This window comes from Rhizobium sp. PK7-22 (genome assembly GCF_056530405.1).
In genome coordinates, this window is record NZ_CP096514.1 from 316,563 (window position 1) to 329,051 (window position 12,489).

Genomic DNA, 12,489 nt, shown 5'->3' on the forward strand with positions numbered 1-12,489 from the left:
TCCCGATGTGCATCGGCAACCGCCGCCTAGCGCTGTGCGGTCATCCGCAGCATGCGGCAGAGGTTCCTGAGTTCGGCATCAGCGTTGCTGTAGAGGAGACCGCCGCAACGGGTCAGCAGCCGCTGGCGCTGGTCGTCCGGCATGGTGCTGAAAGCCTGCTGCTGGTTGGGCGTCAATCCGGGATTGGACCCGCCGGCTCCGGGGCCACCGACCCCTGGACCACCGGCACCCGGACCACCCGTTCCCGGGCCACCCGTGCCAGGTCCGCCGGTCCCGGCCCTGCCGATCCCAACACCAGCATTGAGACCGACGCCCGATCCACCGCCGATGCCGGCGCCGACATTCGCATTGACGCCGTTCGAGCCGCCAATCGAGGCGGTGACCCCGGTATCGAGTCCACCGCCACCGCCGACATTGGCACCGGCGTTGACACCGCTCGAACCACCGACCGAAGCATTGGCATCGGCCAGGCCGCTGCTGCCTCCGACCGTGGCATCGGCATTGACCCCATCGGAACCGCCGACCGAGGCACTGACGCCCAGCCCGTCGCTGGTGCCGACACCGACGCTGACGCCTCCGACCGAGACACCGAGATCCTGCGCATGAGCCCCACCCATCATGGGCAGGACGAGGCAGGCGGAGATCAGCATGATCTGTTTCCTGTTCTGCATGGCACTTCCTCCTTGAACCCACACATCATCGGCGGGTGCGTCAATTCAACGCAGGGATTACGAGAGGGTTTCTGCCGAAACACGCGATCGGGCAGATTAATTAAGAAAGATCTAATATAGCTGGATCCCATGTCTCAGCTGGAGACACGCCGGCAAGATGCCCGACTTCCGCCTTGCATGCCGACGGCACCCCATGATAGAGCGCTTTTCGGACCATCCGTGCCCCGTTGGCGGAATTGGTAGACGCGCCTGACTCAAAATCAGGTTCCGAGAGGAGTGCTGGTTCGATTCCGGCACGGGGCACCACGATCACCTTCATCAGACGACCACGCCATGCTCATACGAGACGGTGTGAACCAGCCCGGTGAGACACCGCAGCAAACGGCGCGGCAAGCGACGTCGTTTACAGCCGGCCAATGTTTGATCTATGGGAGCACCGGGCGCGCGTTCGCCCTTTGCAGGAGAAGCAGATGGCCCGCGTTCTTTCCCACGTCGCCTCACGGACCTATGCCGCCTATGCGGCGGCGCTGACCCTGGGCATGGTGGCCACCGTCGGCGGCGCGCTCGGATTCCAGCACATCGGCGGCTACATTCCCTGCGCCCTCTGCCTTCTGCAGCGCGATCCCTACTACTATGGCATCCCGGTCGGCATAGCCGCCATCCTGGCGGCAAGCTTCCGGCTTCCGGCCTGGACCGTGCGCAGCCTGCTCGCCGTCATCGGTCTGCTGATGCTCGTCGGCGCCGGCATGGGCGTCTATCACTCCGGCGTCGAATGGGGTTTCTGGGAAGGCCCGGCGACCTGCGCCACCAGCGTCACGGGGACTGCCACCAATGCCGGCAGCCTGCTCGACGACCTGAACGCCTTCCACGGCCCCTCCTGCACGGAGGCTTCGCTGCGCGTACTCGGCCTGTCGTTTGCCGGCTGGAACGTCATCGCCAGCCTGGTGCTCGCCGCCATCGCCTTCCTCGGTGCATCGAACAAACGCGCCTAGGGCTGCAGTTCGGTATCCCAGTAGAGATAGTCCATCCAGCTTTCATGCAGGTAGTTCGGCGGGAAGAGCCGGCCGTTGTTGTGAAGGTCCTGGACGGTCGGCTGGTAGGGCTTCTGGTGCGGGAACATGCTGGCCTGCCTGGGCAGCTTGCTGCCCTTGCGCAGATTGCAGGGGGAACAGGCGGCAACGACATTCTCCCACGTGGTCTGGCCGCCGTGCGCCCGCGGAATGACGTGATCGAAGGTCAGTTCGTCGTGGGCACCGCAATACTGGCACTCGAACCGGTCACGCAGGAAGACGTTGAACCGGGTAAAGGCCGGGTGCCGTGTCGGTTGGACGTAGGTCTTGAGACTGACGACGCTTGGCAGACGCATGGAAAAGCTCGGCGAGGAGACCGAGTGTTCGTATTCTGCGATGATGTTGACACGGTCGAGGAAGACGGCCTTGATCGCGTCCTGCCATGACCAGAGCGACAAGGGGTAATAACTCAAAGGCCTGTAATCGGCGTTCAGCACGAGCGCCGGCAAGGACTGGGGAGACACTGCAATCGTCAAGGGCTGCTCCTTGATTTGGCATCTGCAGATTTATATTAGGTCCGATGCCACAGAATTGTGAAGCCATATTAACAGGCATCGGTCGAATACTCAGACGACAAGCGGTGCGGCATCCTTGCGCAGGCTGACCGAATAATAGGCCCAGAACAATCTGGCCGCCACGGAACGCCATGGGCTCCAGGCTTTTGCCATCAAGACGACCTCCCGCGCCGCCGGGCGCGACGGCAGTCGGAAGGCGCCGGCAAGGGCTGCCTGCAGCGCCACATCACCGGAGGGAAAGACATCCGGATGCCCGCCGCAGAACATCAGATAGACCTCTGCCGTCCATGGGCCGATCCCCGGATGCGCTGTGAGTTCGGCCATGGCCGCAGCCGCATCCAGCCGGCAGACGGCGTCAAGGTCGAGACCGGAGCGGGAGACGGTGTCGGCCAGATGCGTGAGCGTCGCCGCCTTGGCGCGCGACAGCCCGAAGGTTGAAACCGTCTCCGGCGAATGCGCCAGATAGGCCTCCGCCGTGACCGGCCCCGCCTCGCTGATGCGAACCCAGATCGCCGCGGCGCTGGCCTTCGAGATCATCTGCGAGACGATGATGGACGCGAGCCCCGCAAAGCTCGGCGCCATCAGCCGCAAGGGCAGCGGACCGGCGACCTCGATCACCGGCACGAGCCGGGGATCGGAAAGCCGCAGCGCCGCCAGCCCCTCGCGCAGATCCTCCTCGTCGCGAATCACCCGCATCGCCTCTCCTGTGGCCGTTGTCTCCATTTCATGCCAGAAGAAACCATGCCTGCGACACCCGGTCAAAGTCCCGTCTTCCGTTTTGCCCCGAGCCCGAACGGGCTCCTGCACCTCGGCCATGCGCTGTCGGCGATCCTCAACCATGACATGGCCCGCGACAGCGGCGGACGCTTCCTGCTGCGCATCGAGGACATCGATCTCGCTCGCTGCACGCCCGAGCTGGAGGCAGCCATCTACCGCGACCTCGCCTGGCTCGGCCTGAAATGGGAGATGCCGGTGCGCCGACAATCGCAATATTTTGCCGGCTATGCAAATGCCCTAGAGAGGCTTCGGGAGAGGGGGCTCGTCTATCCGGCCTTCATGACCCGTGGCGAGGTGAAGGCCCGCGTGACCGCGACGGAAGAGGAAGGCGGCGTCTGGCCGCGCGATCCGGATGGCGCGCCGCTCTATCCCGTAGACGACCGGCATAGGAGCGAAGACGAGCGGCAGCAGCGGATTTCCGGCGGGACGCGGCATGCCTGGCGGCTCGACATGGAAAAGGCGCTCGCGACGGTCGACCGGCAACTGACCTGGGTGGAAACCGGCGACGGTGGGCAGGCGACGATCAACGCCGATCCTGCCGCCTGGGGGGACGTAATCCTGTCACGCTCCGACGCACCCTCGAGCTACCATCTTTCGGTGACGGTGGATGACGCGGAGCAGGGGATCACCCGCGTGGTGCGCGGCCGTGACCTCTACTCGGCGACCTCGGTGCACCGGCTGCTGCAGGACCTTCTCGGCCTGCCGCAGCCTGTCTACCACCATCACCGGCTGATCCTGGGCGATGATGGCCGAAAGCTCTCCAAGAGCGAGAAGTCGACCGGCCTGCAGGCTTTGCGCGAGGCGGGAGCCTCAGCGGCCGACATCCGGCGCCGGATCGGGCTTTGAGGCGGTCTTGATGCGGCCATTGCGCTTGCGCCGCGCGTGCGACACCACGGAATAGACCCGGTACTTCATCAGCGCAGCGTTGATCTCCGCGCCGAGCATGAAGATGACGCCGACCATGTAGAGGAAGACGAGGACGATCATCACCGATGCGAGGCCGGCGTAGGTGGCAGCGTAATTGGCGAAGGTGGCGAGATAGGAGGCAAACAGGAGCGCCCCGGCCGTCCACAAGAGCAGGGTCAGCACCACCCCCGGCAAGACATCGACAATGCGGCGGCGGCCATCCGGCAGCCATTTGTGCGACAGGATCAGGCCGGCCATCAAAACCAGCACCGTGCCGTAGATGCCCCAGTCCGACGCTGCCCGCAGCAGGTCCTCGAGCCACGGAAAGAACCGCTCCGTATAGCGCAGCGCAACCGGCACCGCGACGAGGAAGGTGCTGATGATGGCAAAGATGATGACGGCGGCAATGACATAGCCGAGGCTTGCCAGGCGGGTAATGTACCAGGAGCGGCTCTCGGTGACGCGGTAGGCGCGGTTGAGCGAGATACGCAGCGCCTCGACGCCATTGGAGGCGAAATAGGCGGCCGCCAGGACGGACACCGTCAGCAGGCCGCCGCGCGGAATGGTCAGCACCTGACGGATCTCGGAGGACAGCGGATCGGCGATGCTTTCCGGCCAGGTGTCGAAGAGCAGGTGGACGGCGGTCTCCGAGAACGTGCTGGCGCCGAGAAAGCCGGCAAGCGCCGTTCCGAAGATCAGAAAGGGGAAGAGGGCCAGCAGGCCCGAGAGGGCCACATGGCTCGCCATAGCCCAGCCGTCGTCCTCGTTGAAGTGACAATAGGCGTCCCAGGCCACCTTATAGGCCAGACCCAGTCCGCGAATCCTGCTGCTGTTTTCAGCCAAGGTCAGCTCCGTTGTCACCGCCCCCCGAATATGGGATGGAGGGCCGCCTTGTACAGGAGGAATGATGCAGCAGCGCAAGAGCATTATCGTCACCGGCTGTTCTTCCGGGATCGGCGCCCATTGCGCCAGGGCCTTGCGGGCGGACGGCTGGCGCGTTTTTGCCACCGTCAGAAAGCACGATGACCTGGCGGCACTGGACGCGGACGGCATCGAAGCGCTGTTGATGGACTACACCGACGAGGCGACGATCACGGCTTTGGTCGAGACGGTCAGGGAGCGGACAGGCGGCCAGATCGACGCCCTCTTCAACAATGGCGCCTATGGCCAACCGGGCGCCGTCGAGGATCTGTCGACGGCAGTGCTGCGCGCGCAGTTCGAAACCAACCTCTTTGGCTGGCATGAGCTGACACGACAGGTGATCCCGGTGATGCGCGGCCAGGGCCGGGGCCGGATCGTCAACTGCTCCTCGATCCTCGGGCTCCTGCCCTACCGCTACCGTGGCGCCTATACCGCTTCCAAATATGCCCTGGAGGGCCTGACGCTGACGCTTCGCATGGAGCTTGAAGGCAGCGGCATTCACGTGAGCCTGATCGAGCCGGGGCCGATCGCCTCGCGGTTCACCGCCAATGCGCTGGCAAAGATCGAAGAGCATATCGACCTGCAGAATTCCGCTCACGCCGAAGAGTACAAGCGGCAAATGGCGCGCCTCACCGGAACGGGTCCCGAAAATCGCCACAAGCTGGGGCCGGAAGCCGTTTATGACGTCTTGACGCACGCCTTGACCGCGGCACGGCCCAAACCACATTATCTGGTGACCACCCCCGCAAAACAGGGAGCACTCCTGAAAAGGCTGCTTCCCGCTGATCTCTTCTATCGGTTGATGCGTAGGCTCGACTGACACAACAAGGCAGCACAGCATATGTCCACATTCACCACCGTCCTTGCCGTCATTGCCATGGGCCTCGTGGCCATCGTCCTCGTCCGGGGGCTCTTCAACATGGCGCAGGGCACCGACGCGAACAAATCCAACAAGCTGATGCAGCTGCGCCTGATGTTGCAGGCGGTGGCGATCGTGCTCATCATGCTGACACTGTGGATTACGGGCGGCGGCAGGTAAGATGGTCAGGCTGAACAGGATCTACACCCGCACCGGCGACGAGGGCACCACTGCACTGGTGAGCGGCCCCCGCCGCGACAAGCACGATCTGCGGGTCGATGCCTACGGCACCGTCGACGAAACGAACTCGACGATCGGCCTGGCGCGGCTGCACACCGCCGGCATGGCCGAGCTCGACGCCATGCTGGCACGTATCCAGAACGACCTCTTCGATCTGGGTGCCGATCTTGCCAATCCCGAGATCCTCGACAATCCCGAATACGAGCCTCTGCGCGTCGTGGAGGCGCAGGTCGATAGACTCGAGTCCGAAATCGATGCGCTGAATGCCGCGCAGGAACCGCTGCGCTCCTTCGTGCTGCCGGGCGGATCGCCCGCCGCAGCCGCCCTGCATCTGGCCCGCACCGTCTCGCGCCGCGCCGAGCGGCTGATGGTGGAGCTGTCGCGGCAGGAGCCCGTCGGAGCCCCGGCCCTGAAGTACATCAATCGCCTCTCGGACTTCCTGTTCGTGGCGTCGCGGCACGCCAACGACGATGGCAAGGCGGACGTCCTGTGGGTGCCGGGCAAGAACCGGTGACGACGAACGGGATCCCAGCACATGTTCATCCCGCTCCATGACGCCAACACGCTGAAATACATCCGCGTCCAGTATGTGACGATCGGACTGATCGCGGTGAACGTCCTGGTCTGGGCGGTCACGGCGGTGGCGCCGTCGGCGGTCGGGGAACTGGCGGCGCTGGGCCTCGGCTTCATACCCGCCGTCATCTTCGACCAGGCCTATCTGGATCCTTCGGTGGTGCTGGTGCCGGAGAATGCCACCTTCCTCACCTATGCCTTCGTCCATCTGGACGTCTGGCACCTGGCCTCCAACATGCTGTTCCTCTGGGTCTTCGGCGACAATGTCGAGGACGCCCTGGGGCATGTCCGCTTCCTCGCCTTCTATCTGCTATGCGCCGCAGCCGGAGCGCTGTTTCACGCACTCGTCACGCCGGCCTCGCAGGGGCCGCTGATCGGTGCCTCGGGTGCCATATCGGGGATAGTCGCGGCCTATTTCATCCTGCATCCGCGGGTGCGGCTCTGGGTCCTGGTGTTCATGCGCATCCCGCTTCCGCTGCCGGCCTTTATCCCGCTGGCCCTGTGGCTCGTGCAGCAGTTTGTCATGCTCGCCTTCAACCTCGACGGCATGGTGTCCTGGGGTGCGCATGTGGGCGGAATTCTATCCGGCGCCGTTCTCGTGCTCGTCATGCGCCGCAAGGGTGTGCCGCTTTTCGACCGCAAGGTCGTGCTACCGAAGGCCGTGGTGACGAGGCCGAGTGTTCCGCTGGTCCCACGCTCGTCGTCATAGGGATATGACCAAACGACAGGACTTGCAGCCCGAAACCGCGTTGTAATCGTCACAAAAATGCGTATCCATGTCGCCCACTGACGAGAACACGAACGGGAGAGGCTGCATCTTGCGGCCCGATGAGAAGTCAAGGAAGGACCCCATGAAGATCCTGGTGCCTGTGAAGCGAGTGGTCGACTACAACGTCAAGATCCGCGTCAAGCCGGATGGAACCGGCGTCGAACTCGCCAACGTCAAGATGTCGATGAACCCCTTTGACGAGATTGCCGTGGAAGAGGCGCTGCGGCTGAAGGAAGCCGGCAAGGCGGAAGAGGTCATCGTGGTCTCGATCGGTCCGGCCAAGGCCGAGGAGACGCTGCGTACAGGTCTCGCCATGGGCGCCGATCGGGCGATCCTGGTGGAGACGGACCAGCCGGTCGAACCTCTGGCGGTCGCCAAGATCCTCAAGGGCATTGCCGAAGCGGAAGCACCGGGTCTCGTGATCATGGGCAAGCAGGCGATCGACGACGACAGCAACCAGACCGGCCAGATGCTGGCCGCCCTCCTGAACTGGGGCCAGGCGACCTTCGCCTCGAAGGTCGAGATCGGCGACGGCTCCGCCAAGGTGACGCGCGAGGTCGACGGCGGCCTGCAGACCGTCGAGGTCAAGCTCCCGGCCATTGTCACGACCGACCTTCGTCTCAACGAGCCGCGCTATGCTTCGCTGCCCAACATCATGAAGGCGAAGAAGAAGCCGCTCGACAAGAAGACCCCGGCCGACTTCGGCGTCGACACCACGGCGCGCCTCACCGTGCTGAAGACCGAGGAGCCGGGCGGACGCAAGGCCGGCATCAAGGTGGCAAGCGTTGCCGAACTCGTCGAGAAACTCAAGACCGAAGCCGGCGTGCTTTAAGTCGGAAGAACAGGGAGACAACATCATGGCAATTCTTCTTCTGGCCGAACACGACAACAGCACCCTGTCCGATCAGACCGCCAAGGCATTGACGGCGGCCAAGTCGATCGGCGGTGACGTGCATGTGCTGGTGGCCGGTTCCGGCGCCCAGGGCGCGGCCGACGCCGCTGCCAAGCTCGACGGCGTTGCCAAGGTCCTGCTGGCCGACAGCGGCGATCTAGCCAACGGCCTGGCAGAACCCCTCGCCGACCTGATCGTCTCGATCGCCGGCGACTACGACACGCTGATTGCGCCGGCGACAGCATCCGCCAAGAACGTCATGCCGCGCGTTGCAGCCCTGCTCGACGTGATGCAGATCTCCGAGATCACCGAGGTGATTTCGGCCGACACCTTCAAGCGCCCGATCTACGCCGGCAACGCCATCCAGACGGTACAGTCGACCGATTCCAAGAAGGTGATCACCGTCCGCACCGCTGCCTTCCAGGCGGCCGGCGAAGGCGGCTCGGCTTCCGTGGAAACGGTTTCGGCATCCGTCAATGCAGGGCTTTCGAGCTTCGTGTCCGATGCGATCGCCTCCTCCGAACGCCCGGAACTGACCTCGGCGAAGATCATCGTCTCGGGGGGTCGCGCACTCGGCTCCGCCGAGAAGTTCCAGGAGGTCATCCTGCCGCTCGCCGACAAGCTCGGTGCCGCCGTCGGTGCGTCCCGCGCCGCGGTCGACGCGGGCTACGCACCGAACGACTGGCAGGTCGGCCAGACGGGCAAGGTGGTCGCCCCGGATCTCTACATTGCTGCCGGCATCTCCGGTGCCATCCAGCACCTCGCCGGCATGAAGGACTCCAAGGTGATCGTCGCCATCAACAAGGACGAGGAAGCACCGATTTTTCAGGTTGCCGACTATGGCCTCGTCGGCGATCTCTTCGAACTCCTGCCGGAGCTTCAGAAGGCACTTTGAACCGTTGTTCGCAACTGCGAACGGCGATAGAAAGAGACGACAGGCCACATGAACGCGTGTCGGTCCAGGAATGGGCCGGCATCAATTCGGGCGCTATCAGACGCCTGCGGGAGAGACACCATGGCGACAATTCAGAGCATCGGTGTGATCGGAGCGGGCCAGATGGGGTGCGGCATCGCCCATGTCTGTGCAGCAGCCGGCTACAAGGTCCATATCTACGACCTCTCGCAGGACCGGATCGAGGCCGGACTGGCCACGATCAACGGCAACCTCGCCCGCCAGGTCAGCAATTCCAAGCTGACCGACGAGGAGCGCAAGGCGGCGCTCTCTCGGATTTCCGGTTCCGCCGACATCAATGATCTCGCCCCTGTCGATCTGGTCATCGAAGCAGCCACCGAGGAGGAGGCTGTCAAGCGCAAGATCTACGCGCAGCTCTGCCCGATCCTGAAGCCCGAGGCACTGCTGGCGACAAACACCTCCTCCCTCTCCATCACCCGCCTGGCCTCCGCGACCGACCGTCCCGAGCGCTTCATGGGCATCCACTTCATGAACCCTGTCCCGGCGATGAAGCTGGTGGAACTGGTGCGCGGCATTGCCACCGACGAGATGACATTCACCACCGCGCGCGAATTCGTCTCGACGCTCGACAAGACCGTGACGGTCGCCGAGGACTTCCCGGCCTTCATCGTCAACCGTATCCTGCTGCCGATGATAAACGAGGCGATCTACACGCTCTACGAGGGTGTGGGCTCCGTGGACGCGATCGATACCGCCATGAAGCTCGGCGCCAATCATCCGATGGGGCCGCTGCAGCTTGCCGATTTCATCGGCCTGGATACCTGTCTGTCGATCATGCAGGTGCTGCACGACGGACTGGCGGATTCCAAGTATCGGCCCTGCCCGCTGCTGGTGAAATACGTCGAGGCCGGCTGGCTCGGCCGCAAGACCGGCCGCGGCTTCTACGACTACCGCGGCGAGACGCCGGTTCCGACCCGCTAGGACCCTTTTGCGGCGGCGATCATTGCCTTGGCATCGGGGCTGTCCCAGGCCGCCGGTCCGTTCATGGCCGACATCAGGCAGCCGTTCCTGTCGAGGAGCAGCGTCACCGGAAGTCCGAAGGCGAGGCCCTCCTTCTTCAGTGCATTGAAGACACCCATGCTGCTGTCGCGGTAATACCCCAGCGCGTCGACGCCGGTTTCCGCCAGGAACGCCTTCGGCTTTTCGTCCGACCCCGTGTCGATGTTGACGGCCACCACCTCGAAATCCTCGCTGCCCATGTCTGTCTGCAGGGTGTTCAGCGCCGGCATCTCCTCGCGGCACGGACCGCACCAGGTGGCCCAGAGGTTGAGAAGCACCGTCTTGCCCTGGAAGTCGCCCGTCTGAAGGTCCTGCCCCTCCGACCCCTTGAACGAGAGGGTAACCGGACGCGGCGGCTCGACCGGCGTCATGGCCGCCACTTCGCCGCGCGCCAGCTCGTCGACCCTGCGCGCCAGTTCGGCCGTCCCCTCGCAGGCCCCGCCTGCCGCAGCCACTTCCGTGCCGGCCACGTTGGCATTGCCAGACCCCGCGGTCCTCACGTATACGGCAACAGCCCCGGCGATCAGGCCGGCAACGGCGGCGATCACTATCAATCTGGCGGGGGGAAGGCCAAGCGGTCTCTTGTTCGTCATCAAGCACTCCAGGACATTGCACTCATGGCTGACGGCACGAAGGACACGGTATCCTCCAACCAGATGTGGGGCGGTCGTTTCGCCTCCGGGCCGGATGCAATCATGGAGGAGATAAATGCCTCCATCGGCTTCGACAAGAAGCTTTTCGCCCAGGACATCCGCGGCTCAGTGGCGCATGCGAGCATGCTGGCGGAGAAGGGCATCATTTCGGCGGAAGATAAAGACAAGATCGTTAAAGGCCTGAACACGATCCTGTCAGAGATCGAAAGCGGAAGTTTCCAGTTCTCCCGCAAGCTCGAAGACATCCACATGAACATCGAGGCGCGCCTGGCGACGCTGATCGGTCCGGCCGCCGGACGCCTGCACACGGCCCGCTCGCGTAACGACCAGGTGGCGCTTGATTTCCGCCTCTGGGTCAAGGAGGAGCTGGCCAAGACCGAAAAGCTGCTGACCAACCTGATCCTCGCCTTCCTCGATCGTGCCGAAGAGCACGCCGACACGGTGATGCCGGGCTTCACCCATCTGCAGACCGCCCAGCCCGTGACCTTTGGCCATCACTGCATGGCCTATGTGGAAATGTTCGGCCGCGACCGCCAGCGGGTTCGCCATGCCATCGATCACCTCGACGAATGCCCGATCGGCGCCGCAGCGCTCGCCGGCACCGGCTTCCCCATCGACCGGCACATGACGGCCAAGGCGCTCGGCTTCCGCGAGCCCACCCGCAACTCCATCGACACCGTCTCCGACCGCGATTTTGCCCTGGAGTTCCTGTCCGTTGCGGCCATCTGCGCCATGCATCTGTCGCGCCTGGCAGAAGAGATCGTCATCTGGTCGACGCCGCAGTTCGGCTTCGTCCGGCTCTCGGACGCCTTCTCGACCGGCTCGTCGATCATGCCGCAGAAGAAGAACCCGGACGCCGCCGAACTGGTGCGCGCCAAGACTGGCCGCATCAACGGCTCGCTGGTTGCCCTGCTGACGATCATGAAGGGTCTGCCGCTGGCCTATTCCAAGGACATGCAGGAGGACAAGGAACAGGTCTTCGACGCCGCCGAGAACCTGGAACTGGCGATTTCCGCCATGACCGGCATGGTTCGGGACATGACGATCCGCGTCGACCGGATGCGCGCCGCCGCCGGCTCCGGCTATTCGACGGCGACCGACCTCGCCGACTGGCTGGTGCGCGAAGCCGGCCTGCCCTTCCGCGACGCCCACCATGTCACGGGCCGGGCCGTGGCTCTGGCCGAGGAAAAGAGCTGCGAACTGGCCGATCTTTCGCTGGACGATCTCCAGGGCATCCATCCGGCCATCACCGAGACGGTCTTCGACGTTCTTACCGTCGACGCCTCCGTCGCCAGCCGCACGAGCTTTGGCGGAACGGCACCGTCGGAGGTGCGCAAGCAGATCACCTGGTGGCGCAGCCGCAACTAGGCAAACATTGACGGCTAACCGTACTGCACAAGCGGCGTAAACTTCGCTATGTACGATCGCAGTTCGCGCCCGTAGGGCCAGACCAGCAACAAGGAAGTGAAACGTCGATGGGCTTGCAGAAATTCGGCACCACAATCCTGACGCTCGCCATCGCGGGTATAGTCCTTGCCGGATGCGGCCGAAAGGGCGATCTTGATCGTCCGAGCACGCCGGTCGACCAGCAGAACATCCGCAGGACCGGCGAGGACCGCAGGCCCGAGCCGGTCGCCGACAAGTCCTTTTTCCTCGACCCCCTGCTCTGAG

The 12,489-nt window shown here is 64.1% G+C and carries 16 protein-coding genes and 1 tRNA gene; 12 read left to right on the plus strand and 5 right to left on the minus strand.

The features are described 5' to 3' along the window. Positions 1-26: 26 nt before the first annotated feature. Entirely contained in the window at positions 27-671 is a 645-nt protein-coding gene (locus M1E10_RS06325) for a polysaccharide biosynthesis GNAT family N-acetyltransferase UppQ (RefSeq protein ID WP_499175531.1), read from the minus strand. A gap of 221 nt (positions 672-892) precedes the next feature. Here M1E10_RS06325 and M1E10_RS06330 point away from each other — a divergent pair. Both M1E10_RS06330 and M1E10_RS06335 read left to right on the plus strand, forming a co-directional pair. Then, positions 893-977: transfer RNA gene (locus M1E10_RS06330), tRNA-Leu, on the plus strand. Positions 978-1,141: 164 nt separating this feature from the next. Then, a complete protein-coding gene (locus M1E10_RS06335) occupies positions 1,142-1,663 on the plus strand; it encodes a disulfide bond formation protein B (RefSeq protein ID WP_499175532.1) in 522 nt (173 codons plus the stop codon). Here M1E10_RS06335 and M1E10_RS06340 read toward each other — a convergent pair. Both M1E10_RS06340 and M1E10_RS06345 read right to left on the minus strand, forming a co-directional pair. After that, on the minus strand, positions 1,660-2,217 hold the full coding sequence (locus M1E10_RS06340) for an HNH endonuclease (RefSeq protein WP_499175533.1): 558 nt from the start codon (positions 2,215-2,217) through the stop codon (positions 1,660-1,662). The genes M1E10_RS06335 and M1E10_RS06340 overlap by 4 nt on opposite strands. A 90-nt stretch (positions 2,218-2,307) precedes the next feature. Then, entirely contained in the window at positions 2,308-2,952 is a 645-nt protein-coding gene (locus M1E10_RS06345) for a DNA-3-methyladenine glycosylase family protein (protein ID WP_499175534.1), read from the minus strand. A gap of 30 nt (positions 2,953-2,982) precedes the next feature. On the opposite strand from M1E10_RS06345, the gene gluQRS reads away from it, so the two are divergent. After that, positions 2,983-3,879 carry a glutamyl-Q tRNA(Asp) synthetase gene (gene gluQRS, locus M1E10_RS06350; RefSeq protein ID WP_499175535.1) on the plus strand — a complete coding sequence of 299 codons (897 nt, stop codon included), beginning with the start codon at positions 2,983-2,985 and terminating at the stop codon, positions 3,877-3,879. Here the strand turns inward: gluQRS and M1E10_RS06355 are convergent. Next, positions 3,844-4,866 (minus strand): YihY/virulence factor BrkB family protein, encoded by a 1,023-nt coding sequence (locus tag M1E10_RS06355; RefSeq protein WP_499177101.1) that lies wholly within the window; start codon positions 4,864-4,866, stop codon positions 3,844-3,846. The two genes, gluQRS and M1E10_RS06355, sit on opposite strands and share 36 nt — an antisense overlap. Here M1E10_RS06355 and M1E10_RS06360 point away from each other — a divergent pair. The 7 genes from M1E10_RS06360 to M1E10_RS06390 all read left to right on the plus strand — a co-directional run bounded on the left by M1E10_RS06360 (position 4,847) and on the right by M1E10_RS06390 (position 10,087). Beyond that, the gene (locus M1E10_RS06360; RefSeq protein WP_499175536.1) at positions 4,847-5,680 is read left to right on the plus strand and encodes an oxidoreductase; all 834 of its coding nucleotides are present in this window, start codon (positions 4,847-4,849) and stop codon (positions 5,678-5,680) included. The genes M1E10_RS06355 and M1E10_RS06360 overlap by 20 nt on opposite strands. 21 nt (positions 5,681-5,701) lie before the next feature. Then, complete coding sequence (locus M1E10_RS06365) at positions 5,702-5,899, plus strand: twin transmembrane helix small protein (RefSeq protein WP_499175537.1); 198 nt, start codon at positions 5,702-5,704, stop codon at positions 5,897-5,899. 1 nt (position 5,900) lies between these two features. Further along, positions 5,901-6,473 carry an ATP:cob(I)alamin adenosyltransferase gene (locus M1E10_RS06370; protein WP_499175538.1) on the plus strand — a complete coding sequence of 191 codons (573 nt, stop codon included), beginning with the start codon at positions 5,901-5,903 and terminating at the stop codon, positions 6,471-6,473. A gap of 21 nt (positions 6,474-6,494) precedes the next feature. After that, positions 6,495-7,241 (plus strand): rhomboid family intramembrane serine protease, encoded by a 747-nt coding sequence (locus M1E10_RS06375; protein WP_499175539.1) that lies wholly within the window; start codon positions 6,495-6,497, stop codon positions 7,239-7,241. 142 nt (positions 7,242-7,383) lie between these two features. Continuing rightward, on the plus strand, positions 7,384-8,133 hold the full coding sequence (locus M1E10_RS06380) for an electron transfer flavoprotein subunit beta/FixA family protein (protein ID WP_499175540.1): 750 nt from the start codon (positions 7,384-7,386) through the stop codon (positions 8,131-8,133). A gap of 25 nt (positions 8,134-8,158) precedes the next feature. Next, positions 8,159-9,088 (plus strand): electron transfer flavoprotein subunit alpha/FixB family protein, encoded by a 930-nt coding sequence (locus M1E10_RS06385; RefSeq protein WP_499175541.1) that lies wholly within the window; start codon positions 8,159-8,161, stop codon positions 9,086-9,088. A gap of 120 nt (positions 9,089-9,208) precedes the next feature. Further along, complete coding sequence (locus M1E10_RS06390) at positions 9,209-10,087, plus strand: 3-hydroxybutyryl-CoA dehydrogenase (RefSeq protein ID WP_499175542.1); 879 nt, start codon at positions 9,209-9,211, stop codon at positions 10,085-10,087. Here M1E10_RS06390 and tlpA read toward each other — a convergent pair. After that, on the minus strand, positions 10,084-10,758 hold the full coding sequence (tlpA, locus tag M1E10_RS06395; protein ID WP_499175543.1) for a TlpA family protein disulfide reductase: 675 nt from the start codon (positions 10,756-10,758) through the stop codon (positions 10,084-10,086). The genes M1E10_RS06390 and tlpA overlap by 4 nt on opposite strands. 24 nt (positions 10,759-10,782) lie before the next feature. On the opposite strand from tlpA, the gene argH reads away from it, so the two are divergent. Continuing rightward, positions 10,783-12,186 carry an argininosuccinate lyase gene (gene argH, locus M1E10_RS06400; RefSeq protein ID WP_499175544.1) on the plus strand — a complete coding sequence of 468 codons (1,404 nt, stop codon included), beginning with the start codon at positions 10,783-10,785 and terminating at the stop codon, positions 12,184-12,186. Between the two features lie 107 nt (positions 12,187-12,293). Further along, positions 12,294-12,488 (plus strand): lipoprotein, encoded by a 195-nt coding sequence (gene lptM, locus M1E10_RS06405; RefSeq protein WP_499175545.1) that lies wholly within the window; start codon positions 12,294-12,296, stop codon positions 12,486-12,488. Position 12,489: the final 1 nt, after the last annotated feature.

What these genes read in the sequence shown, in the direction of transcription:
- M1E10_RS06325 (WP_499175531.1), bottom strand. Translation starts at nt 671, where the DNA reads ATGCAGAACAGGAAACAGATCATGCTGATCTCCGCCTGCCTCGTCCTG.
- M1E10_RS06335 (WP_499175532.1), top strand. Translation starts at nt 1,142, where the DNA reads ATGGCCCGCGTTCTTTCCCACGTCGCCTCACGGACCTATGCCGCCTAT.
- M1E10_RS06345 (WP_499175534.1), bottom strand. Translation starts at nt 2,952, where the DNA reads ATGCGGGTGATTCGCGACGAGGAGGATCTGCGCGAGGGGCTGGCGGCG.
- gluQRS (WP_499175535.1), top strand. Translation starts at nt 2,983, where the DNA reads ATGCCAGAAGAAACCATGCCTGCGACACCCGGTCAAAGTCCCGTCTTC.
- M1E10_RS06360 (WP_499175536.1), top strand. Translation starts at nt 4,847, where the DNA reads ATGCAGCAGCGCAAGAGCATTATCGTCACCGGCTGTTCTTCCGGGATC.
- M1E10_RS06355 (WP_499177101.1), bottom strand. Translation starts at nt 4,866, where the DNA reads ATGCTCTTGCGCTGCTGCATCATTCCTCCTGTACAAGGCGGCCCTCCA.
- M1E10_RS06365 (WP_499175537.1), top strand. Translation starts at nt 5,702, where the DNA reads ATGTCCACATTCACCACCGTCCTTGCCGTCATTGCCATGGGCCTCGTG.
- M1E10_RS06370 (WP_499175538.1), top strand. Translation starts at nt 5,901, where the DNA reads ATGGTCAGGCTGAACAGGATCTACACCCGCACCGGCGACGAGGGCACC.
- M1E10_RS06375 (WP_499175539.1), top strand. Translation starts at nt 6,495, where the DNA reads ATGTTCATCCCGCTCCATGACGCCAACACGCTGAAATACATCCGCGTC.
- M1E10_RS06380 (WP_499175540.1), top strand. Translation starts at nt 7,384, where the DNA reads ATGAAGATCCTGGTGCCTGTGAAGCGAGTGGTCGACTACAACGTCAAG.
- M1E10_RS06385 (WP_499175541.1), top strand. Translation starts at nt 8,159, where the DNA reads ATGGCAATTCTTCTTCTGGCCGAACACGACAACAGCACCCTGTCCGAT.
- M1E10_RS06390 (WP_499175542.1), top strand. Translation starts at nt 9,209, where the DNA reads ATGGCGACAATTCAGAGCATCGGTGTGATCGGAGCGGGCCAGATGGGG.
- tlpA (WP_499175543.1), bottom strand. Translation starts at nt 10,758, where the DNA reads ATGACGAACAAGAGACCGCTTGGCCTTCCCCCCGCCAGATTGATAGTG.
- argH (WP_499175544.1), top strand. Translation starts at nt 10,783, where the DNA reads ATGGCTGACGGCACGAAGGACACGGTATCCTCCAACCAGATGTGGGGC.
- lptM (WP_499175545.1), top strand. Translation starts at nt 12,294, where the DNA reads ATGGGCTTGCAGAAATTCGGCACCACAATCCTGACGCTCGCCATCGCG.